The organism is Pseudoalteromonas phenolica (genome assembly GCF_044788725.1).
GTDB classification, from domain to species: Bacteria; Pseudomonadota; Gammaproteobacteria; order Enterobacterales; family Alteromonadaceae; genus Pseudoalteromonas; species Pseudoalteromonas phenolica_C.
The window spans coordinates 1,412,526-1,436,524 of record NZ_CP173161.1; the positions used below are offsets into that span (position 1 = coordinate 1,412,526).

17 protein-coding genes are annotated in these 23,999 nt (G+C 40.9%); 10 read left to right on the forward strand and 7 right to left on the reverse strand.

The window, feature by feature from the left end; all coding sequences use genetic code 11:
- Nucleotides 1-57 precede the first annotated feature (57 nt).
- The 4 genes from metA to ACH784_RS06605 all read left to right on the forward strand — a co-directional run bounded on the left by metA (nt 58) and on the right by ACH784_RS06605 (nt 6,940).
- The gene (gene metA, locus ACH784_RS06590; protein ID WP_404394414.1) at nt 58-1,005 is read left to right on the forward strand and encodes a homoserine O-succinyltransferase; all 948 of its coding nucleotides are present in this window, start codon (nt 58-60) and stop codon (nt 1,003-1,005) included.
- Complete coding sequence (locus ACH784_RS06595) at nt 995-2,050, forward strand: homocysteine S-methyltransferase family protein (RefSeq protein WP_404394417.1); 1,056 nt, start codon at nt 995-997, stop codon at nt 2,048-2,050. Before metA ends, ACH784_RS06595 begins: the two co-directional genes overlap by 11 nt.
- Nucleotides 2,051-2,060: 10 nt before the next feature.
- Nucleotides 2,061-4,694, forward strand: a complete 2,634-nt coding sequence (metH, locus tag ACH784_RS06600) for a methionine synthase (RefSeq protein WP_404394420.1) — start codon at nt 2,061-2,063, stop codon at nt 4,692-4,694.
- Nucleotides 4,695-4,972: 278 nt separating this feature from the next.
- Nucleotides 4,973-6,940, forward strand: coding sequence for a BCCT family transporter (locus tag ACH784_RS06605; RefSeq protein ID WP_404394423.1), 1,968 nt, complete (start codon nt 4,973-4,975; stop codon nt 6,938-6,940).
- Between the two features lie 96 nt (nt 6,941-7,036).
- Here the strand turns inward: ACH784_RS06605 and ACH784_RS06610 are convergent, their stop codons facing one another.
- From ACH784_RS06610 to betI, 5 genes are all read right to left on the reverse strand, one after another.
- On the reverse strand, nt 7,037-7,735 hold the full coding sequence (locus tag ACH784_RS06610) for a TorF family putative porin (RefSeq protein WP_404394426.1): 699 nt from the start codon (nt 7,733-7,735) through the stop codon (nt 7,037-7,039).
- A 2-nt stretch (nt 7,736-7,737) separates the two neighbouring features.
- On the reverse strand, nt 7,738-8,955 hold the full coding sequence (locus ACH784_RS06615; protein WP_404394429.1) for a BCCT family transporter: 1,218 nt from the start codon (nt 8,953-8,955) through the stop codon (nt 7,738-7,740).
- Nucleotides 8,956-9,092: 137 nt separating this feature from the next.
- Complete coding sequence (gene betA, locus ACH784_RS06620; RefSeq protein ID WP_404394431.1) at nt 9,093-10,742, reverse strand: choline dehydrogenase; 1,650 nt, start codon at nt 10,740-10,742, stop codon at nt 9,093-9,095.
- Nucleotides 10,743-10,751: 9 nt separating this feature from the next.
- Entirely contained in the window at nt 10,752-12,215 is a 1,464-nt protein-coding gene (gene betB, locus ACH784_RS06625; RefSeq protein ID WP_404394434.1) for a betaine-aldehyde dehydrogenase, read from the reverse strand.
- Between the two features lie 2 nt (nt 12,216-12,217).
- Nucleotides 12,218-12,808 carry a transcriptional regulator BetI gene (gene betI, locus ACH784_RS06630; protein ID WP_404394436.1) on the reverse strand — a complete coding sequence of 197 codons (591 nt, stop codon included), beginning with the start codon at nt 12,806-12,808 and terminating at the stop codon, nt 12,218-12,220.
- 584 nt (nt 12,809-13,392) lie between these two features.
- Here betI and ablB point away from each other — a divergent pair.
- Nucleotides 13,393-14,247 (forward strand): putative beta-lysine N-acetyltransferase, encoded by an 855-nt coding sequence (ablB, locus tag ACH784_RS06635; RefSeq protein WP_404394439.1) that lies wholly within the window; start codon nt 13,393-13,395, stop codon nt 14,245-14,247.
- Nucleotides 14,248-14,302: 55 nt separating this feature from the next.
- Here the strand turns inward: ablB and ACH784_RS06640 are convergent, their stop codons facing one another.
- Nucleotides 14,303-14,800: a MarR family winged helix-turn-helix transcriptional regulator gene (locus ACH784_RS06640; protein WP_404394442.1), complete on the reverse strand. Its 498-nt coding sequence runs from the start codon at nt 14,798-14,800 to the stop codon at nt 14,303-14,305.
- Between the two features lie 331 nt (nt 14,801-15,131).
- On the opposite strand from ACH784_RS06640, the gene ACH784_RS06645 reads away from it, so the two are divergent.
- The 4 genes from ACH784_RS06645 to ACH784_RS06660 all read left to right on the forward strand — a co-directional run bounded on the left by ACH784_RS06645 (nt 15,132) and on the right by ACH784_RS06660 (nt 22,178).
- Nucleotides 15,132-16,019: a hypothetical protein gene (locus tag ACH784_RS06645; RefSeq protein WP_404394445.1), complete on the forward strand. Its 888-nt coding sequence runs from the start codon at nt 15,132-15,134 to the stop codon at nt 16,017-16,019.
- Nucleotides 16,016-17,872: a GGDEF domain-containing protein gene (locus ACH784_RS06650; RefSeq protein ID WP_404394448.1), complete on the forward strand. Its 1,857-nt coding sequence runs from the start codon at nt 16,016-16,018 to the stop codon at nt 17,870-17,872. Before ACH784_RS06645 ends, ACH784_RS06650 begins: the two co-directional genes overlap by 4 nt.
- Before the next feature lie 42 nt (nt 17,873-17,914).
- Entirely contained in the window at nt 17,915-20,335 is a 2,421-nt protein-coding gene (gene hrpB / locus ACH784_RS06655) for an ATP-dependent helicase HrpB (RefSeq protein WP_404394451.1), read from the forward strand.
- Nucleotides 20,336-20,570: 235 nt separating this feature from the next.
- A complete protein-coding gene (locus tag ACH784_RS06660; protein WP_404394455.1) occupies nt 20,571-22,178 on the forward strand; it encodes a hypothetical protein in 1,608 nt (535 codons plus the stop codon).
- A gap of 80 nt (nt 22,179-22,258) precedes the next feature.
- On the opposite strand, the gene ACH784_RS06665 is transcribed toward ACH784_RS06660, so the two are convergent.
- Nucleotides 22,259-23,239: an ion channel gene (locus ACH784_RS06665; protein ID WP_404394458.1), complete on the reverse strand. Its 981-nt coding sequence runs from the start codon at nt 23,237-23,239 to the stop codon at nt 22,259-22,261.
- A gap of 84 nt (nt 23,240-23,323) precedes the next feature.
- Here ACH784_RS06665 and ACH784_RS06670 point away from each other — a divergent pair, with 84 nt between their 5' ends.
- Nucleotides 23,324-23,995: a M48 family metallopeptidase gene (locus tag ACH784_RS06670; protein ID WP_404394460.1), complete on the forward strand. Its 672-nt coding sequence runs from the start codon at nt 23,324-23,326 to the stop codon at nt 23,993-23,995.
- The last annotated feature ends 4 nt before the right edge of the window (nt 23,996-23,999 follow it).

Below are 23,999 nucleotides of genomic sequence, written 5' to 3' on the forward strand. Positions count from 1 at the left end.
GAAATTTTCGACTTTACGTTCATAATGACACCCATAAATTAAGTTGGGGAGAATTGTATGCCGATCACCGTAAAAGATGAGCTACCTGCCATTGCCACACTCAGGCAAGAAAATGTCTTCGTGATGCCTAAATCACGGGCAAGAACGCAGGAGATCCGTCCGATGCGCTTGGCAATTCTTAACCTCATGCCCAACAAGGTTGAAACCGAAGTACAGTTTATTCGTTTACTTGCGAATACGCCGCTTCAGGTTAACGTTGATTTATTACGATTAGACACACATCGTAGTTCAGAAAACTCTGAGCAGCATTTAGATATGTTCTATCGCTATTTTTCTGATGTAAAAGATGAAAACTACGATGCCATGATCATCACAGGTGCGCCACTGGCTCATCTGGAATATGACGATGTCATTTACTGGCAAGAACTCAAAGAGCTGTTTGATTGGGCTGAAAACCATGTGACCTCAACCTTGTTCTCTTGTTGGGCAGCTCACGCGGGCTTGTATCATCATTACGATTTAAAGCGTGAACTTCGTGACGATAAATTATGTGGTGTATTTAAGCACCGTTGTTTGTTTGAGCATGGTGCGCTAACTCGTGGTTTTGATGATGAGTTTTTAGTACCGCATTCTCGTTATGGCCATATTGAACTTGAGCAAATACAACAAACCCCTGAACTTGCCGTGTTAGCAGGCTCTGAAAAAGTTGGTGCTTATTTAATTAAAAATCAATCGGGGAGTCAGGTGTTTTTAACCGGACACCCTGAATACGATGCCGATACATTGCAAAAAGAATATTTACGCGACCTTGCTAAAAGCCCTGATGCACCAAAGCCGGAAGGGTATTTTCCAAACGATGATGATAACCAAAAACCGTGCAAAACATGGCAAAGCCATGCCTTTTTGTTATTCTCAAACTGGTTGAATTATTACGTTTACCAAACAACGCCATACGATATTAACCTAGTTAGCCAAGATGTAAGGACTAACAACTATGCCGAATAAAAGTGCAGCCTTAGAACAGGCTTTAAAACAACGTATTCTTATTTTAGATGGTGCTATGGGTACCATGATCCAAGAATATAAATTTGCAGAAGAAGACTATCGCGGCGAGCGCTTTAAAGACTGGCACGTGTTAGTGAAAGGCAATAACGATTTATTAAGCCTAACTCAACCTGATGTCATTAGTGATATTCATCGTAAATATTTGGCTGCAGGCGCTGATATCATTGAAACAAACACCTTCAACGCGACGACTATTTCGATGGAAGACTACGAAATGGGCAGTCTAAGCCGTGAAATCAACCTTGAGTCGGCTAAATTGGCGCGTAAAGTGTGTGATGAATTTACCACTAAAGAGCCGCATAAACCGCGTTATGTAGCCGGTGTGTTAGGTCCAACATCTAAAACATGTTCTATTTCACCAGATGTAAACGACCCGGGTTATCGCAACATTACTTTTGATGCGCTGGTGGAAGCGTATGTTGAGTCTACACTTGCATTAATGGAAGGTGGTGCGGATTTAATTTTGATTGAAACAATCTTTGATACCTTAAATGCAAAAGCTGCGTCATTTGCTGTAGAAGAAGCGTTTGAACAAGCAGGTGTATCTTTACCTGTAATGATCTCAGGTACCATTACCGATGCCTCTGGTCGAACGTTGTCAGGTCAAACAACCGAGGCATTCTACAATTCAATTCGTCACATTAAACCGATTTCTATTGGCTTAAACTGCGCATTAGGCCCAGATTTGCTGCGTCCTTATGTTGAAGAGCTGTCGCGAGTGTGCGAAACCTTCACTTCAGTTCACCCTAACGCAGGTTTACCGAATGAATTTGGTGAGTACGATTTAGAAGCCGATGAAATGGCGAAAGAAATCATCGACTGGGGCAAAGAAGGCTTTATTAATATTGTCGGTGGTTGCTGTGGCACAACGCCTGCACACATCAAAGCATTTGCACAAGCACTAAAAGATGTTAAACCAAGAGCCTTACCTGAGCTTGAAGTGCGTATGCGCTTAGCTGGTCTTGAAGCGTGTAACTTGAATTAGGAAGTATCAGATGACGCAACAAAATACCGCAATTTTTACCAATGTTGGTGAGCGTACCAATGTTACCGGCTCTGCAAAATTCAAGCGCCTAATTTTAGAAGAAGATTACGAAACAGCCCTTGATGTTGCGCGTGAGCAAGTTGAAAACGGCGCGCAGGTTATCGACATCAACATGGATGAAGCCATGTTAGATTCGAAAGCGGCAATGACCAAATTCTTAAATCTGATTGCTTCTGAGCCAGACATCTCGCGCGTGCCTATCATGGTTGACTCGTCTAAATGGGAAGTCATTGAAGCGGGCTTAAAGTGTATTCAGGGTAAAGCGATTGTTAACTCTATTTCACTGAAAGAAGGTGAAGAACCGTTTATTCGTCAGGCTAAAATTATCAAGCGATTCGGTGCTGCGGCTGTCGTTATGGCATTTGATGAAACAGGGCAAGCCGAAACAGCTGATCGTAAATTTGAAATTTGTGAGCGCTCTTACCGTATCTTGGTCGACCAACTAGGCTTCCCACCCGAAGACATCATCTTTGACCCGAATATCTTTGCGGTAGCAACGGGTATTGAAGAGCACGATAACTACGCGGTTGACTTTATCGAAGGCACTCGTCGTATCAAGCAAAACCTACCGCACTGTAAAGTATCGGGTGGTGTATCGAATGTGTCGTTCTCGTTCCGTGGCAATAACCCGGTTCGTGAAGCCATTCACTCAGTGTTCTTATACCACGCCATTCAAGCAGGCATGGATATGGGCATTGTAAATGCCGGTCAGCTTGCAGTTTATGACGATATTCCTTTAGAGCTGAGAAAAGCCGTAGAAGATGTTGTATTAAATACTGACCCTGGCGCGGGTGAGCGACTGGTTGAGTTGGCACCTAAATATTCTGGTTTAGCGCAAGCTGAAAAAGTGGAAGATTTAGAGTGGCGAACTTGGTCAGTAGAAAAGCGTTTAGAACACGCACTTGTTAAAGGCATTACCGAGTATATTGAAGAAGATACCGAAGAGTGTCGCGCCTCGATGGATAAACCAATTCAAGTGATTGAAGGTCCATTGATGGACGGCATGAATGTGGTCGGTGATTTATTCGGTGCCGGTAAAATGTTCTTGCCTCAGGTTGTAAAATCAGCCCGTGTAATGAAACGTGCCGTTGCTTACCTTGATCCGTATATCGAAGCGGAGAAAGAAGAGGGGGCAACTAACGGTAAAATCATCATGGCAACGGTTAAAGGTGACGTACACGACATTGGTAAAAACATTGTCGGTGTAGTTCTGCAATGTAACAACTATGAAGTGGTCGATTTAGGCGTAATGGTGCCTGCAGAGAAAATTCTGCAAACCGCCATTGACGAAAAAGCCGATGCCATTGGTTTGTCGGGCCTTATTACGCCATCTCTTGATGAAATGGTACATGTGGCGAAAGAAATGACTCGTCGTGGTTTTGATATTCCACTTTTAATTGGTGGTGCAACGACTTCTAAAGCTCACACTGCAGTTAAAATTGAGCCTCAGTACGACAAAGGCGTGGTTTATGTAAATAATGCCAGCCGTGCGGTAGGTGTTGTCTCAAGCCTATTAAGCAAAACACAAAAACCGGAGTTTTTAGCCAAAACTACTGCTGAATACGAAAAGGTTCGTGAGCAACAAGCGCGTAAAAAACCACGCAGTAAGCCGGTTACTATCCAGCGTGCCCGTGATAATGCCGCAAAGCTTGATTGGGATAACTACACGCCACCTGTGCCGAAAAAGCTGGGCGTTACAGAGTTTAGAGATGTCAGCATTAAAACATTACGCGAATATATCGACTGGACACCTTACTTTATGACTTGGTCATTGGCAGGTAAGTTTCCTCGTATTCTTGATGATGAAATTGTTGGTGAAGAGGCGAAAAAACTTTATCACGATGCCAATGCCATGCTTGATGAGTTTGAAAAAACACAAGCGCTTAAGCCACTTGGTGTGATTGGTTTATTCCCAGCGAACCGTGTTGGTGATGACATTGAAATCTATACAGATGAATCACGAACTGAAGTATTAGAGCTAAGTTGTCACTTACGTCAACAGACTGAGAAAACAGACTTCCCTAATTACTGTTTAGCCGATTATGTCGCCCCGAAAGGCACACCAGACTACTTTGGTGCGTTTGCAGTAACCGGTGGCCTTGAAGAAGACGACTTAGCAGAAGCGTTCGATGCACAGCAAGATGACTACAACAAGATCATGGTTAAAGCGGTAGCTGACCGTTTAGCTGAGGCTTTTGCTGAATACCTTCACGAACAAGTTCGTAAAGAATACTGGGGTTATGCAGCCGATGAAAACCTCAGTAATGAAGAACTTATTCGCGAAAACTATCAAGGCATTCGCCCTGCACCGGGTTATCCTGCATGCCCTGAGCATACTGAGAAGAAAAAGATCTGGTCATTACTACAAACTGAAGATCGTATAGGTATGCAACTTACTAGCTCATATGCAATGTGGCCAGGTGCTGCGGTATCGGGTTGGTATTTCTCTCATCCTGATTCTAAATATTATGCAGTAGCACAAATCCAAAAGGATCAGGTTGAAGACTACGCCAAGCGAACCAATATGAGCCTTGAAGAGGCAGAGCGCTGGTTGTCACCTAACTTAGGTTATGAGCCTGAATAGGCATTCAGCAAAAAATTACATTACTCAAAAAGCACTTACTTTGTTAAGTGCTTTTTTTATGCCTGATTAATTAAGTAAATGAATTCAGCTCGCTAGATCTCCTAATTAAACGCCAAGATTACTTTTGTACGAAAACTTCATATAATTAGTTAGATGTGAAATTAAATATTCATGGCGCTTTTATCTATTTCTTTATTTTTTCAGTTTAAAACGTGCAACTTAAATTGATATTTTTACTTATAGATAAAAGCTTTTCTAAGCGAAACAAAAGGTGTTCCATGCTCGGACAACAAGCAAAATTTAACAAGGCGGTGTTTTACCCTGCCTCTTTGGTGATCCTCTTATTGATGATCATCACTGTTTCAGCCCCAAATATGGCAAAGTCATTATTTGCAGATATTCAAAACGCTATCACAGCCAATGGTAGTTGGTTTTATGTGCTTACCGTCGCCATCATTTTGGGCTTTGTATTATATCTAAGCTTATCTAGATTTGGCTCGGTAAAACTAGGGCCTGACCATGCAACCCCAGATTATTCATTAGGCACTTGGATCTCCATGCTGTTTGCAGCAGGTATGGGGATTGGCTTAATGTTTTTCGGCGTGGCAGAGCCGATTATGCACTATTTGTCACCACCAACGGCAGAGCAGGGCTCTCTAGAAGCAATCAAAGAAGCAATGAAAATTACCTTCTTTCATTGGGGGTTTCATGCGTGGGCGATTTACGCCATTGTTGCTTTAGTATTGGCATACTTCAGCTATCGCCATAAGTTACCTTTAACATTACGCTCGGCACTTCACCCGATTATTGGCGATAAAATCTATGGCTGGCAAGGGCATTTAGTCGATATTTTCGCGGTTGTTAGTACGGTTTTTGGTGTGGCGACTTCTTTGGGCTTAGGTGCGAGCCAGGTAAATGCCGGACTTAATTATTTATTTGAATTTGACGTCAGCCAAACCAATCAAGTCATTATCATGGTGGTCATCACTGCATTGGCGTCGGTGTCGGTGGCAACAGGGTTAGATAAAGGCATTAAAATTCTCTCAGAAGCCAATATGCTATTGGCGATAGCGTTACTGGCATTTATCTTCATACTAGGTCCTAGCGTATTTTTATTACAAGCCTATGTGCAAAACGTTGGCGCTTATCTTTCAGAAATTGTCTCGAACACATTTAATTTATTTGCTTATGAGAAAAAAAGCTGGATTGGCGGTTGGACTATTTTCTATTGGGGCTGGTGGTTAGCATGGGCACCATTTGTAGGTTTATTTATCGCACGTATTTCAAAAGGTAGAACTATTCGAGAGTTCGTATTAGGCGTGATGGTAGTGCCTACTGCATTTACACTGCTTTGGATGACAGTATTTGGTAACAGTGCGATTTACATGGTAGTTGAACAGGGCGCTCAGCAAGTTGCAAATATGGTTAGCGAGAACTCTTCGGTGGCATTATTTGTGTTCTTAGAGCAGTTCCCTTGGTCAACGATATTGACTGTATTATCTGTTGCTATGATTGTTATTTTCTTTGTCACATCATGCGATTCGGGTGCTATGGTAATCGATATGCTGTGTTCAAATGGTGAGAATAATACACCAATTTGGCAGCGTCTATTCTGGGCGATTAGTGTTGGTGTGGTTGCTGCAACATTGAGTTTGGTAGGTGGTTTAGAAGCCCTACAAACCATGACGATTGCCAGTGCCTTGCCATTCTCTCTTGTGCTATTGTTCTCATGTTTTGGGTTAGTGAAAGCATTAGAAGTTGAAAGTGCGAAACGTGAGAGTTTACAGCATCATGCGGTGCTAAACATGAGCAGTGAAGAAACCTCTGATTGGAAAGAAAAGCTGAATAACATAGTTTCAACGCCAGATAAAAAAGACATCAATCAGTTTTTAAATAAAGAAGTGAAGCGGGCGTTTAAAGCATTAAAAGCTCAGTTTGAACTAAACGATATTGAAGTAGAAATCAAAACTTCAGACAAGTGTATTTCTCTTGTTGTAAACCATGGTGAAGAGCATGACTTTATTTATGGTGTATATAAGAAAGAACATGTACAACCAAGCTTTAGTCACGATCAAGAAGAGGGCTGTGAGAGTTATTACCGTGCAGAAGTGCACTTACTTGAAGGCGGGCAGGACTATGACATTATGGGCTGGTCAGAAACTGCTGTGATCAATGATGTGATAAATCAATATCAAAAACACATGCACTTTTTACATATTCTTCGTGATGAAGGGCCGGTCTCTTAAGCGCATTGCTTTAATTGTAAATTTGCATTGAACTGCAGCTAAAAATAAAAAAGGGTGACACTGTGAAGTGTCACCCTTTCAATTATTAAACTCAGCTTATAAAGAGAATGTTCTTGCTACAGAAAGTACGATGCGTTCATCAGCTGTATCCCAATCTAGGTTGGTGTTTTCAGCTGTCACCTCAATATTAAAACCTTCGTAGCTTGTTTGATACGCTAAACGATAGTGATGGTAAGACTTGTCAGTCGCTTGCCAACTATATTTATCGCCATCTAATGAGTTTGAGATATCAAAGCTGGCTCTTAAATTATGGTTCGGCGCAAGTTCAACGGTGTGTGCCACCATCGCAATAGTATGGCCAGCATCTGTTCCAAAATAATCCCAGCTATACCAGAAGTTAAACTCGGTATTACCTAGCTCATTGTTAAAACCGAACTTGGCGTATACTTCAGGGTAGTTACCGTCGCTAGAAGCGTTTTCACCATGATACGTGTAATAAGCGATACCATAATCAATGCTCCATTGGCTGTTTAATTCAGCGTAGCGGCCTACATAGAAATCCCACTCTAAGTTTGTGTCGGTACCAAAATCGACATTCGATGCCCAAGAGCCAGCATATACGCCATTATCAAATGCTTTATCAAGACTCGCTTGAATAGCAGGTCCATTATCAGTTTGGCTAACACCATTGAAAGTATAGTCAGATGCGCCTGTTACAGTTGTGCTCCAATCTGCCATTGCCAAATTTGAGCATAGCGCTAGAGAAATAAGAGATGTTTTGATCATTGTTGTCATAATTAGCTTACTGTTTCTATTTTTGTATAGTCGATTTCATTTTCTTTTGGAGAGCCTTCAATATTGGCTACAGCTTTGTATTTTTGCACTAAGATGTAACCAAAACAGGCGAAGAAAATGCCGATCACAATGGCGCCAACCCATTGGATCTGTAAAAAGTTGAGTTTGAAAAGTAGGGTCAGCAGAGAGAGCGCGGCGATGTTAAGCGCGATGTATTTTGCTTTACCAAGTTTTTGAACTGTGATCCCTAAATTATCTGTATATAAACGTACAAGCGAATCGAGAGAGTTGATCACAAATACAATACCAACAAACACCATGGTAAAATTCACTAGACCATCTGTTGCAATGCCAGCTTCATGGTAGTGATAAAGCACCGCAAACCAAGCCGCAATTGGAATTGATGGGAATATCAACATCGCAGCAAGTACTTGATAGGTCTTAAGTCCACCAACGAAACGTGAAGTAAATTGACCGATCATGATGCTCCAAGCAAACCACCAGAATAAGTAAAACTCATGGTAATCATTAATCGGCAATACAAACTGATGCATGTTGGCAAAATAGTCGCCGATTAAGGCAAAGTTATTGAAGTAACCCGAAATCGCACTGTCGCCAAATACGAAAGCATTCGCCCACATTAATCCAATTAAACCAATGAATACCCAAGTGGTGGTAATACTTAAAAAGCGTACATACTTAATGTCAGTACTTGAATACACGGCAAATGCGATGGCTGCAAATACAATGAGGTAGAAAGTCGGAATGATTGACTCACCGTCCCCCATACTCGGTAAATACCACGGCAGGTTTGAAAGTAGTAAGTATGCGGTAAACGCACAGGTGCCTATGATCACAACATTATTAAGTAGTTTAACGAGAGGGATCTCGAAGAACTTTACTTTAGGTTCAATTACACAGAAATAAAAGCAGGTAAGGAAGTAGAATCCCCAGATCAAGAACCCCCAAAAACCAAACTCGATAGCAAGTGGGTTTGTGAAGCCATATTCTGGGCTTGCGTTTATGTCTGCATAACCTGCAAACTCAGTGAGTGGAAACATCACTAAGCCAACATCTAGGCCTGAAGTAAACAAGATAGCAATAAAGGTAAAGGTTTTGACCGGTGTCACACCGACCACTTCGACGTTGCCCCATTTGTAAATAATGAAAGCAATTGAAAGTAGGGTAAATAAAATGCCTGCACTAAGCCATAAGGTCATTGTCACCCTCCCAAAATAAGTAGAAATAACTCATATTTTCTCCCGTTATGATTGTTATATGTCGTTGCTCCCATTCAACCTAAACGGCACACCGTAAGAGCAAGGTGCAACAGTTAAGTGCACCTGTGTGATTCTTTTTATCTTTGCTTGTTACGCCAATCTTCATGTAAGTGCACCTTGGCATTCATAGGTGCCAATGGCGCGTTACCTAAAATCATATCTGCGGCTTTTTCAGCAACCATGACAGTCGGTGCATTCAAATTTCCATTCGGAATAGTTGGAAAAATGGAAGAGTCCACCACTCGCAGGCCTTGAATACCGTGAACTTGGGTTTGTGAGTTCACTACGGCCATCTCATCTTCGCCCATCTTGCATGAGCAAGAAGGGTGGTAGGCACTCTCAACGGCTTGTCGAACAAACTCATCAATCTGTTCATCAGTTTGAATATGTTCACCAGGTTGAATTTCGCCATCACGATACTCATCAAAAGCAGGTTGAGAGATGATCTCTCGCGTAAGGCGAACGCACGCTCTAAAGCCTTCAATGTCGTCTTGGTGTTGCAAGTAATTAAATTGAATTTTTGGTGGCACTAGTGGGTCATTTGACTGAATAGTCACACTCCCTCGGCTCTTAGGTTTGTTATGTCCAACATGTACTTGGAAACCATGGCCATCAAATGCAGACTTACCATCGTAACGGATCGCCGCTGGCAAAAAGTGATATTGAATATCAGGCCACTCAATACCGGCTTTTGAGCGAATAAAAGCACAAGATTCAAAATGGTTAGTGACGCCAAGACCTGATTTATTCAACACCCATTCAGTGCCAATCAAGCCCTTTGAAATTAAGCCAAGTTTACCGTTTAAAGTAATTGGCTTTTTACACTTGTATTGGAAGTAAAACTCCAGGTGATCTTGTAAGTTTTGACCGACTCCCGGCAGCTCATGTTTAACTTCGATACCCGCATTTTCTAAGGCTTCGCGCTCACCGATACCAGAAAATTGCAGAATATGAGGAGAGCCAATTGGGCCCGCGCTTAATATGACTTCTTTACTAGCATCCGCTTGGAATACTTTGTCACTCACACGATATTCAACGCCTGTGGCCTTTTTATCGAGCAAACACACCTTGCTGACAAGGGCACCTGTGACCACAGTTAAATTGTTGCGATGTTTAATTGGGTCTAAATACTCGCGAGAGGTTGAGCTACGCACACCGTCTTTTACCGTCATGTGCATTGGGCCAAAGCCTTCTTGCTGCTCACCGTTATAGTCATTTGTGACTGGGTATCCGGCTTGAGCGCCCGCCTCAATAAAGGTGCTATAAAGCGGGTTTTTCATTTCATTACCGTTGTTGACGCCCAGTTCACCTGCACCACCACGATAGGTATTCTCACCTTGATACCAGCTCTCAGCTTTTTTGAAGTAAGGCAAGCAGGCTTGGTAATCCCAGCCTTGTGCGCCGTGAGCTTGCCATTCATCAAAGTCTTTGGCGTGACCTCTCACGTACACCATGCCATTAATTGATGATGACCCTCCTAGCACTTTACCGCGAGGGCAGTGCATCTTACGGTTGTCTAAATAAGGTTCCGCTTCAGTATGAAATTGCCATGCATACTTGTCGGTATTCATCGGAATAGACAGCGCCGTCGGCATCTTGATAAAAATGCTTTTATCAGAGCCACCGGTTTCTAGTAATAGCACTTTATTTTTTGCATCCGCTGAAAGGCGATTTGCCAGTACACAACCCGCAGAGCCTGCACCGACGATGATGTAATCGTACTGCATGTTAGACTCCTAAAATGGGCTTTCGATTTGACTCATACCCACATAAACCGACTTGGTTTGTGTGTAGCTATTTAAAGTCTCGATGCCATTTTCGCGACCAATACCTGATTGCTTATAACCGCCAACTGGCATTTCGGCAGGGGAGTTACCATAGCTATTTATCCAACAAATACCGGCTTTAAGCTGGTGGATAACACGGTGTGCGCGTTGAATGTTTTGACTAAATACACCGGCGCCTAGCCCTAGCTCTGTATTGTTAGCGCGGGTGATCACATCAGCTTCATCTTCGAAAACTAACACGCTCATAACTGGACCAAAGATCTCTTCTTTGACAATGGTCATGTCGTCAGTACAGTCTGTGAAAATAGTCGGTGCAACGAAGTAACCGTTCGGGGCAGACTCAGGCGATAAAGCATGGCCACCTGTTAATAAAATGGCGCCTTCGGCTTTGCCTTTTTCGATGTAATCCAGCACCAATTCTTGGTGCTTTTTAGAAATAAGCGCGCCCAAATTAACATTAGGATCAAGGGGATCTCCTGCGATAATATTTGCTTCAGTGCGAGCTTTAAGCTGGTCAATAAATTGTGTGTAGACAGATTTGTGAACATACACACGAGTACAGTTAGTACAGATCTCGCCCTGGGTGTAAAAATTCCCCAGCATTGCTGCGCTTACAGCTTCTGTGATATCGGCGTCATCAAATACGATTAAAGGTGATTTGCCGCCAAGCTCCATGGTCACATCTTTTAAGTTTGATGCGGCGCTTTGCATGACTTTTTTACCTGTGCCAACTTCGCCAGTGAACGATACTTTTTCGATCTCAGGATGTGTTGTTAACCATTGTCCGACTTCAGCAGCACCTTGTACGACGTTGAATACACCTGCTGGCATACCCGCTTCAATGAAGATTTCAGCCAGTTTAATTGCACCAAGAGGTGTTTCTTCTGATGGCTTAAAGATTAAAACATTACCTGCAGCAAGAGCGGGGCCTGATTTCCAACAGGCAATTTGTAGCGGGTAGTTCCATGCGCCGACACCTGCACAAATACCTAAAGGTTCTTTGCGGGTATAGAAAAAGTCGTTACCAACGGGTTGTTGTGTACCGACTTGTGTTGGAGCAAGACCAGCAAAGTATTCAATTACATCGGCGCCAGTTTGAATGTCGACACAATCCGCTTCTTGAATTGGTTTACCTGTGTCTAATACTTCGATTTTTGCTAGCTCGTCGTTACGCTCACGTAATAAATAAACGGCTTTGTTTAGAATTCGGCTTCTTTCGATAGGGACCATTGCTGACCAAGCTGCAAAACCTTCGCGAGCACTGGCAATGGCCTTTTCTTGAATTGACTCATCTGCAACTTCGACATGATAAATCACTTCGTCAGTTGCAGGGTTTTTGACTGCAAAAGTTTCTTTGCTCTGGCTCGGCACAAATTGGCCATGGATAAAATTCTGATAAACAGGTGTGGTCATTTTTAAGCTCCACAAGATGAAATGAGGGAAGACACATAATGTTTTGCAAGCTGCTCAGCTTGCTTAAATTCTTGCTCTGAGGCCTTACTTAAAACAGCCCTCAGCCATAAGCCATCGATCATACCCGCCGCTAATTTAGCAGCGCGTTTGGCATCGTGTTCTGGCATTAACGTTTTGAAAGAAAATGCTAAGTTACTGTATAAGCGTTTTGCATTTACGGTTTGCAATCGGTGCAATTGTTCATCATGCATTGATTGCGCCCAAAAACTTAACCAAGTTTTTGTACTACTGGTTTGTTGTTGGATAACTGAAAAGTTAGCCTCAACAATGAACATTAACCGCTCTTCAGCAGAGCAAGATTGCTGAGTTTTACTGATCAAACTGGTTTTTAAATTGTTTAATAAAAAGCGCACAGTCGCTTCGATGAGGCCTTGTTTACCTCCAAAGTAATGGCTAATGATCCCTGAGGATAAGCCCGCTCTTTTACTAATGCTGTTTATGGTCGTGGCATGTAAGCCCACTTCTGCGACCGACTCTAACGTTGCTTCAATGAGTTGTTGGCGACGTATCGGTTCCATTCCTACTTTTGGCATAACTTTTTATTAATTGACCGTTCAATTAAAATAAATCCTATAGAGTTCTAAGTAATTTTTCAAGCTTGCATTGGTTTTTGATATTTGTATTTATAAATTAATGTGTTTTAAGTTGTTGTTTTGTACTGGGTTTTGTTTTGTGTGCTTGGTTTTAATTATTTTTGTTTGAGTAGTTAAATTTATAGTTAAAATGATTTGTGATTGTAGTTTTTTGGTGGTTTTTATATTGATTAAGTTGTTTTAAATCGAGGGTAGGGGAGTTTTTATGGTGCTATTTTCAAATTTACTGGGTGTTTGCTGTAAATATAGTCTGAAATGTAGCTTTTATGGCTAGTGTTCTTAGCGATTTGTAATTTGATTCGAGTTCTAATAATTGGTAATATGCTTCGAATACAAAGTATTTGAAAGCCGCTTTGTAGCGTCATGCCCTCCTTGGTTAAATTTATAAGATATTGAATATAAACAAATAACCTTAATTTGATGTGCGGGTGTGTGTGCGTTTTAAAGTTTTAAATCAAATTATTTTCGACAATGATTTGTATTTAGTAAGTGTTTTCTCGCATTAACTTATTTATGGAGAGATCATGTCAGCCGTAGCAAGTAGTTATTACGACTGTGATGAAATTGTTGAATTTAATCAAATCCGCCACGGTCAGCTAAATAGCAGAATTTATGTGACAGACTCGACGATAAAAACCCCGAATACTTTCCATGACGCATTAGTTCAAGTCGCTTTAGCGCAAGGTTATGGCAAGATAATCGCAAAAGTAAAAGGCTCACAGTTAGTATCGTTTTTGAAAAAAGGCTATAAGATTGAAGCAACAGTGCCAGGTTATTTCGGAAGCGAAGATGCGGTATTTATTTCTTATTTTTTAGATAAAAATCGTGAGCAAAGTGAATTTAGTCAACAATACGATGAAATCGTTACCAAAGCCTTAAAAGCTAACCCTTGGCATTCGGGCAAGTTTAACGAGCCGGTTCAATTCAGAAGCTGCAATCTCACCGATATTCGTGCTCTAAGTAAATTATATGGGCATGTTTATACCAATTACTCATCTCCAGTGAGTAACGAAGAATTCATTAAGACAAGTATGAATCATGGCGTGCAATACTACTGCGCTGATTATATGGGCGTTATTGTTGGTTGCTTACGAGTGGAGTTAGATGCAGACACCAGCAATGCGCGTATTTACGATCTGGGCGTGATGACGCAATTTCAGAATCAAGGCATAGCATCCGCGCTTTTAAATAAAGTTAAGCAGTTTTTAAAACAGCAAGATATAAAATACGTTTATACCTTATGTTTGGCGACCTCTTTTCCAGTCAACAAGATATTTTCGCAGCAAAAATATGAGTTTGGTGGGCGGCTAACTAATAACAACCGAATTGAAGATGAATTTAAATCTTTGAATCTCTGGTTTAAAAAGTTGGCAGAGTGATTGGTGTAATCAAAAGGGCAGTATTACAAACAAGTGCTGCCCGTGATTAAGAGACTTATTCTGACTCAGCCTGTTTTTGGCTACTGATGTGCATCGGATCAATTTCAAGTACAGGTGCTGCGTCTATTTCTGTTGCATCCATCATTGAAGCAATGCGCTGCATAGATGAAAGCAATAAGGATTGCTCCCACTCTTCTAGTTGGCAAAATTTTTGAATAAAATGCTCTTGAAGAGGTTGAGGTGCATCAATTAATGCAGTCTTACCATCTTCAGATAAAAATAACCCAACACGTCGTTTGTCTTCAGAGCTTCTAACTCGCTCAATTAACCCTCTGTTTTCGAGTCTGTCTAAAATATTTGTGACAGTTGCTGCACTTAAGTTTATTTGTTTCGCAACATGGCTAGCTGTTACACCTTTTACACGTGCAATTTCTTGCATGATCAATAGCTGTGGACCGGTCAAGCCAGATGACTTGTTTAATTGCTTCGAATGCAAGTCTATGGCACGTATAACTTTTCTAATAGAGACAAGTAGCTCTTCGTATTTTTCCATGATTACGCCACTGTTGGACTGATTTGAGCCGATAATAACATCGTTGTAAGCCTTATTAAAATATTGAAGAACATAACCTCACCTTTAATCGTTCAATTTATGTATTTTAAATAGAAGTACGGGGTGTGTTTGTTACTCAAGTAAAAATTTAAATATTAAGAAAATGTATTTAGGTGATTTTTTATGCTTTAAATCTTTCATATTGTAAAGTTTTTGTGTTGTTCGGCCGTTTTTATTTAATCCTTTTGCATTAAATTTGTTGATATTAATACTGTCGCTCATATAATGTTCACAAAAAGTGCATAGAGCGCTTTGTTCGATGGTGTTATCTATGCGTTTTGTTGTACTCCTAATATCCTTTTTACTACCAAACTTTGCAGTTGCTAAAACCCCTTTAGTGGTGGATATCATGCAAAGTGAAAACTTTACTCATCGCTATCAAAGCTTTTTGAATGGTCGCTCGCCATTAGACATTACCGACTTTCATGCATCTACAAAGGGCTCGCACATTGAGATTGTTGAAATGATCTTATTACAGCAAGCTCTTGTGTTAGGTGGCTTAGATAGAACAATCATCTTCAATCCTAAGCCATCGATAAATATCATGGAATACTCAGATTTAATTGCTGGTGATAGTTTAATTTTAGCGCGCTCTGTGTGGCATGAAGACATTCTTGATTACCGCGGTTCTCTTTATGTCAGTGAACCTCTGGTTAAGTTTGGAGAATATGAAGCGGGACTCTATGTACCAAAAAGAAACGTTCATTTACATAATTTAGAAAAATCTCAGCTTGAGGATCTCACTGTCGTGGCAAACCCGAGATGGAAAGTAGATTGGCGAGCATTGCATAATACCGATTTAAATATTGTCAGCTTTATTGGCCCTTGGGAAACCATGTTAGAAATGGTTGAAACCAATGTAGTAGATACCATGCTGATTAACTTTAGTGTAAGTGACACATTAGAATTGAATTTTGAAAATCGGCTTTATGTACCGATTAACAACTTGAAAGTATTTTTACCTGATTCTCGGCATTTTGTGGTGAGTAAACGACATCCAGAAGGGAAACGCGTGTTTCAGGCTCTCAACAAAGGACTCGCTTTGCTGCGTGCAAATGGCACCATTGAAAAAGCGCTAAAGCAGTCAGGTTTCATCAATGAAAAAGTCACGGATTGGCAAACGATTAATATTCAAATGCTAAATCCGGGGCAACAATGATCAAATATACTCATGGCTTTATAGCATTAATTGTATTTTTCTTTTGCTTTGAAGTGTCAAGCAAACCTAGCTCTGCAAAATTACAAACTAAAAGTTTTGCTGAGTTACCTGCGAAACTGGAAATATATAAAAAAGCGGTATTAGCAACATACGACTTAAAGTTGCTACCAAACTTAAAAATATTAGAGCAAGAAGCTCAAGCTGCAAGTAACGCGAAAGTTCAAGCCGAAGCTTTATTACTAGTCGCTTTGTTAAAACACCGCTATGGTGATTACAGAGAAAGTTTAGCGTTAAACCAAGCAGCTCTTGATATTGCAACAGAACTAAAAGATCCCAGCTTGTTGATCAGCGTTTATTTATCAATTGTTCGTCTTGAGGTGTCTCTGGAGCGTTTTAAACAAGCGAAAGAGAAAATGCAGAAAATCGACTTGTTGGCTGTGCAATTGCCTAAGGTGAGCACGCTACGATCACGGATCTGTCTTTGGAAAGCAAGAATTTACTTTAGCCAAGGTAGTTACTTGCAAGCACTTTATGTATTAGACAATGCGATCAGCAAGCCAAACATGAGCAAAGATGTATTTGTCGAGCTTTTAATTGAAAAGGCTAAAATAAAACTCAATTTGGGCGATCACATTGGAGCACAAAGCTTGGTTGATCAAATAACCCAATACAACATAGGGACCCAGCAGCATTACACGCAGTTAATGATTAAGGTGCTGCAGGCTAAGGTTTTTTTGCAGGCTGGTTTTTTTACTAAGGCTATATTGACGGCGCAAGATGGACTTCAGAGTACATTCCATACGCGTTTTTTAGAAGAGCAAGCACAATTGCAACATACGCTTGCATCTAGCTTTGCGCAAATTCAAGATTACCAATGGGCACATTTGTATTTAAAGCGATATGCATTTACGCAAAAGGCGCTCGACCTGCAAAAACGTAATAACAAACTTTTGCAACTTGAAGCTAAGTTTGATTTTGAGCAACAAAGGCAGCAGTTAACGCTTCTAGAAAAAGATAACGCGTTAAAGCAGCAGCAGATCACACAACAAAAGCAAGCCATAGAAAATACCGCGCTTTTACAACAACGTATTATTTTATTAGTGGTGCTATTTTTCGCTTTGCTATTTTTTATGTATTGGCGCTGGCAAAATAAACGGACATTAAAAATGTTAGAGCAGCAAGTGGCAGAGCGAACGAAAGAGCTTGCGATTAGAAATAAACAATTACAAGCAATGAGCTACACAGATAGCTTAACCGGTGCTTACAATCGCCATTTTATCTTTACCCATATTGATGAGTATTTACCTCATGAAAGCTTTATGGAATCGACCATTCTATGCCTGATAGATATTGACCACTTTAAAAGTATCAATGATACATTTGGCCATAGTGCAGGGGATGGTGTGCTTAAATCGTTTGTCGACTTACTTAAACATGCGATAAGGCAAAATGATGTGATTATCCGCTGGGGAGGTGAAGAGTTTTTACTGGTTATGCCTAATATTTCTCGTGAAGCGGCTGCTGAAATTCTTGAAAGGATCAGAGTCAGCATCGAATCCCATTCTTTTACTGAAAATAATCAAAACATAGCGGTTACGGCTTCCCTTGGGTTTACCCCTTACCCCCTGTTGAGAGATAGCATCATCCTTGATTGGGAGCAAACCTTAGAGTTAGCAGATTTTTGTTTGTATAGTGCAAAACATGGTGGACGAAATGCATGGGTAGGGATCACTGAGTTACATATCGATGAACCTATTGCAGCAGATACCATTATCAAAGACGCAAAACGACTTGTGAAACAAAATAAGTTGCAGGCTATTTCGAACAGAGAAGATATAATCAACAGCCTCTAACATGATAAACTTGGCAAAAAGATTTTCACAAAGAGTGTGTTTGTGCTGCCGATTGAATCTGTTTACTCGCAATTAGTCCTATCCCTGTCTTCTCATCCAAGAGTGTTATTACAGGCTCCTCCTGGAGCTGGTAAGTCTACTTGGTTGCCTTTGCAACTCATGTTGTCTTCTCAATTTAATAAAATAGTGATGCTAGAGCCGCGCCGATTAGCTGCGCGTAATATTGCCAATTTTCTGGCGTCACAATTAGGAGAAGCGGTTGGCGAGCAAATTGGTCTACGGATAAAACAAGAAGCAAAAGTAAGCAGTAAAACAAAGTTAGAAATCGTCACAGAAGGTGTTTTGACGCGAATGATCCAACAAGACCCTGAGCTTGAAGGGGTTGATTTGCTAATTTTCGATGAATTTCATGAGCGCTCTTTGCAAGCAGACACGGCACTTGCTTTATCACTTGAAAGCCAAACTGGATTAAGAGATGACTTAAAAATTTTAGTCATGTCAGCAACATTAGATTCAGAGCGTTATCAAAGCTTTTTAGAATGCCCGTTGATCAGCTCAGAAGGGCGCAGTTTTCCAATTGATGAAGTGTATGCACCATTTCGTAATGAAGCTGATTGGCTTGCTGCAATGCCTGCTTTGGTTAAGCGCGCGGTAGAAGAGCAAGAAGGGAGCATTTTGGTTTTTCTGCCAGGCCAAAAAGAGATCAATTTTGTTGCTAAAAACCTAGGTACTCTTGATAACGACATTGATGTCGTTACCTTATTTGGTGAGCAAAACAAGCAGCAGCAGCAAGCCGCGATTGCACCCGCCCCAAATGGGCGCAGAAAAATAGTGCTCACCACTAACGTAGCCGAAACATCTTTGACCATTGAAGGCGTTCGAGTTGTAGTTGATAGTGGTAAAAAGCGTGCTGCTGTTTATAACTTAAATACAGGCGTCAGTGAACTTCATACGCAATCAATCTCAAAAGCTTCAGCTATTCAACGTGCAGGTAGAGCAGGGCGAATTGAGCCGGGAGTGGTTTATCGTCTTGGTGAAAAGGCGCATTTTGACCGTCGTGTAGCACATGATTTACCACAAATAAAAACATCTGACATTAGTAGCTTAATGCTTGAGGCAAAAATATGGGGTTGTGATATCACCGAATTGCCTTTACTTGATCAGCCTTCAAATGCACAACTCAAACAAGCAAAACAATTACTGCAAATGTTAGAAGCATTAGATGCTGATGGTAAGTTAACTAAGTTCGGCACGCAAATTCATAGCTTTGGCACTGAACCTCGTTATGCACATATGCTATTAAAATCGCGTGAACTTGAAACCCAAATTCCTGGCTGTTGCACGCTGGCATGCGCACTGGTCAGCATGTGGGAACAGGGAAAACAACAGGAGTTTGATCTCAGTATTGCGTTAGCGAGCATGTTGGCACAACCCTCTGCAAGTTTTAAGCACGTTTTTCAGTATTGGTGCCGCCGCTTAAATGTCAGCAAGCAGCAAAACTTACCAATGTCCGCTTTGCCAATTTTGGTGGCATTGGCTTATCCAGACAGAGTGGCGAAGCGCCGTGGGCAAGGTTTTTTAATGGCAAATGGGGCCGGCGTGCAAGTCAAAGAAACAATGTGGCCGACAGCGGACTATTTGGCTGTTGTTTCTTTAGGGGGACAAAAAGGGGCGCATATATTTTCTGCTGTACAATTGCACCTTGATGAGCTTGAAAGTTACCTACCTTATTTAATCTCAGACACAACCGTTTGCGAGTTTGATCCACGCAAGAAAAGGTTCATTCATGAAGATAGAAAAATGCTTGGGCAAATTGTACTTTCTGCCACACAGAGCAAACAAGAAATAGATACTGAGGCGAGAACTCAAGCTTGGTTAGAACTAATAAAAAATCAAGGTTTATCGTTATTTAAAAACTATAGCGAGTGTGAGCAGTTACTAACAAGGTTTGGCTTGGCATGTAAATATTACCCCCAACAGTTTAAAGATTTGGCAGAACAATCGTTGCTAAATGATTTAACGTGGTTAGTCCCTTATGTGGAGCAAATAAAGCAGTTTGATAACCTAATTAATATGTCATTAAAAGACGCATTAATGAGCTGCTTAGATTGGCAACAGCAACAAGCGCTTGAACACTATTTACCAACAAGAATTAAAGTGCCTTCGGGGTCAAATATTAAGTTAACGTATCAACTTGATGGACCCGCTAAACTCAGTGTTCGCATGCAAGAGGTGTTTGGTATGCTAGAAACCCCTAGACTGTGTGAAGGGCGTCTATCATTATTAATGGAGCTATTGTCGCCTGCGCAAAGGCCATTACAGTTAACGCAAGATTTAGCGCACTTTTGGGGAAATAGCTATAAAGAGGTGCAAAAAGAAATGAAAGGGCGTTATCCAAAACATTATTGGCCCGATGACCCAGCTAATAGCCAAGCAACAAATAAAGTTAAAAGCCGCATGTAGCGGCTTTTTATCACTTAAAGAGCAATTCGAAATCACGCTTCGAATTGTAAGAAACAGTAAGTTATTGTGAGCATTTTGCGCCTAATATATTGGCTTGATGCTGCTAAGGTTAAGAGAAATAAACACAATCTAGATCGTATTTACAGAGAGTATGTCTACAATTTTAAAAAGGGGTTTTGCAATTTTCTGAGGCTTTGCTAATCGTTTTATTAAAGCCAATTACGGAGTTTGTAGTATGAAGCCTTACCTGCCCGCTGTTTTAACTGTTTCACTATGTCTATCAGGCTGCGGTTCAAGTAGCTCTGAAGATAGTCAGAATATGACACCTACCCCAGAGCCAACTCATTCAACGAATGACGAAACTGAAGCGCCTAAAGTCGCTTTACGTTTTCCTACTAGTTTAATGGTGTCATCACCTTTTGCTGACAGTACTCAGCAAAAACGCGCAAAATCCAGCCCGAGTTACGCGCCAAGTACACCTCTCTTTGGTCCAACTGTCTCTAGTTATTTTTCCGCAACGGAGCAAATAGGGCAGGTGTTAGCAGGGGAACTTGCTATTTCAGATGCGTTTGATGTTGCCTCTTTCTATCAAGTTAGCATTAACTCAGATTGTTTTGGTCCCAAGTTAATGTATCAGGATCATCCTGAAGCGAGTGGTACAGGCAGTAGTTCAGGTACGTTACCCAGTGGTGATTTGGGTTTGTGGCTTGCAGAAGATAGCAGTGGGAACGCTTGCGCCGTATCGCAAGTAAATGCACTGCTCTCTGGTGTTGAATCGCAAACACAAATGGCATTAATGGTTATTGCGAGTTTTATTAGTGTAGCAGACAGCGAAGGTGAATCTTTGCCTGAAGAGGGCGCAACGCTTGATCTCACTACTTATATGAATGCCCACGGGATAACCAGTGTTAGCTTCGATTCCGCGAGCATTTCTCTTGCATCAGATACCTGGACGTACAATGCAGAAATGGACTATCAAGTGTCAGGAAATGACTATCAAATTACTATTTCAATGTCTCATACGCCTAGTTCAGAAGAAACGGAATATACAGGGTTATTACAATACACGGTTGAAGGGAAGCAAGGCGTGGCAGGTATAGAGTGGCCAGGGTTTAATTGTAGTCAAAATGAACGGACGTTCGCAGCGTCTCTCGCGTATGAAAGAGCAGATGATGAGATGAACTTACAATTAAGAAATGCCACATTATGCGGTCACAGTGCCACAGGAGTATTTAACAGTAATGGTTTAGTAGATGTTGATAATACGTATAGCACTTCTAACAGCGATGGTTGGAGTGAAAATTTTGCAATTTTAGGTGCTGATTTCGATTTAACTTCTCTTGCTGGTAGTTACAGCTATGTCTGGCAAGCGGGTGTGAACGACTCTCACAGCCGGATCTTTAATATAGGGTTTAATGATGCAAGTTTAGATAACGGTGAAGCACATTTTGGCTATGGTGAACAAGTCACAGACACTGACGGTTGGATCCAAGGGTTTATATGTAATTGGGCTGGACCAGGTGCAAGCCATGCGCTGGTTGCTAAAACTCAAAGACAATTCTTTGAATATGATGCTAGTTTAAGTGTTTATCTTGGCAATGATCATAGAGCCAATATTGAATATGCGCCGACAACAAATTGTGACTATGATGGTTCAGGTAGTTTCTTATTTGATATAGATTTAAGTGGTGTTTTAGGTGACATCGCTGCCGAAGATAGCAGTTTAGTATTTACGAATGATTTGTGGGGCTCTTCAGATACTAGCCTGACAGTACCAGAAGCATTGGCTGCGAGAGGGCTTACTGTTCCCAGTATTCCATTTAACTGGCCAAAAGACGAGTAATGCAGATTACTTAAATATTTAAAGTTACTCTAGAAGTCAGTTTTAAATTTTAGTATGTATTTGTGAAGTGAATGGCGCGATTAGCGCGTCATTCTCTTTACAAAGACCACAACGAATAGTGCTAAAGAGAAACTACCTATAAAGGCCTCAATTGTAGCAATGAAGCGAGAAAAGCCTATTGGGGTAATATCTCCGTATCCTAAGGTCGTGAATGTCACAACGCTAAAGTAGATACTATTGAGTAAGGCGCTGATGTTATCACTAAAAGGCTCTGAGAAATTAACCGCCAATATCTGGTCTTGATAGCTGATCCCAAACATAAAATACATAAAGGCACAAAACACAATCATTGATAAGCTAAAACGGATAACGTTTTCGGGTTTCTCCCCATATCCGCATAGTAAATTAACAGCAGCACTAACAAAGCGCTTTTTTGAATTTTTAGGATATTGATAATGGCGCATGCGTAACTCTTGATAAGTATAGTTACCAGCCATTTCAAATAAACCTTGTTGTTCAGCACCTTTTCTTAATATACGGTAAGTTTCTTCAGATTGAAGGTAAAAATCAGCGGCATCATCTAGGCGCTTTTCTTTGCTTGCTAATATGGCCTCATTTTCTTGCTGTAGTTTTCCACTTAAATCAATGTTATCGATGCGGGTATTGTTTAACTTCACTCCGAGTAAATTTGAGTTAGACAGTTTGCAGCAGTGTAAGCTTGCATCATGAAGCTCTGCTTTCATCAAAGAAGCGTTTTCAATTTTGTTATTAAATAAGTGTGCTCCACGAAGGTTTGCCCGGTAAAAATTGCTATAAGATAAATCATAGCCATGATGATCATCATGCTTAACTAGGTTTAGACCTTCTAAGTTCGCTCTTTTTAATTCTAGGCCTTGTAGTAAACCACCACGCTTGGCATAACGTTCAAGTTTTTGCGATAATTCAAGCCCACTTTTATCAAACTTTGCATCATGCCAAAAGCAAAGACCAGAACCCATATCGATTTCTTGGCATTTATGACCATCAGGAGATTGATATTGGCAAGTAGGTTTATCATTCATAAATTAACCCCTTTAAAGTCTTATTACACTAAAGGTAGCAGCAAATTTATGGTATTGAATGTGAAGTAAAAAATTTTCTTAATAATGTTTGAATATGAATTAAAGCTAAGCAAGCGTCGAAAGTCGGTTGCGATTAAAGTCACTCCAGAAAGAGTGATAGTTTCAGCGCCTTTCAAGGTTTGTCAAAACTCACTTCGACAATGGCTTGAAACGAAAAATAACTGGGTGCAATCACAACAGTCTAAGTTGCAGCAACTGCCAAGCAAACAAGACCCTTTAAGAACAAGAAAGCTGTTGTTATTCGGGCAAACATACGATGTTGATTATTCAAATGTCCAAAAGATGGTGGTTAGCCATGAAGAAAGACGTATTTGTTTACCTTCTGATCTGGAAAGACAGCAAGTAGAGTGCAGAAAAGCAATAATCACTTTCTTGGGCTCACAATTATCAGAATATTTGAACACCAAGCTGGCGCGCTTTAGCACAGCGATGGGCTGTTCTATTTCAAGTGTAAAAGTTAGAGAGTATAAAAGTCGTTGGGGGAGCTGTAATAGCAAGCAAGCTTTAACCTTTAATTGCTTACTAGCAGGTGCACCAACAGAGATGATTGATTATGTGATTATTCATGAACTTGCTCATTGTCATGTGTTAGCACATAACGCACAGTTCTGGATGCTTGTCGAAAAACAGTATGGAAATTATAAATCAGCGAGAAAGTGGTTTAACGATAACGGAAAAAAACTGATGATTGAGTAAGGTT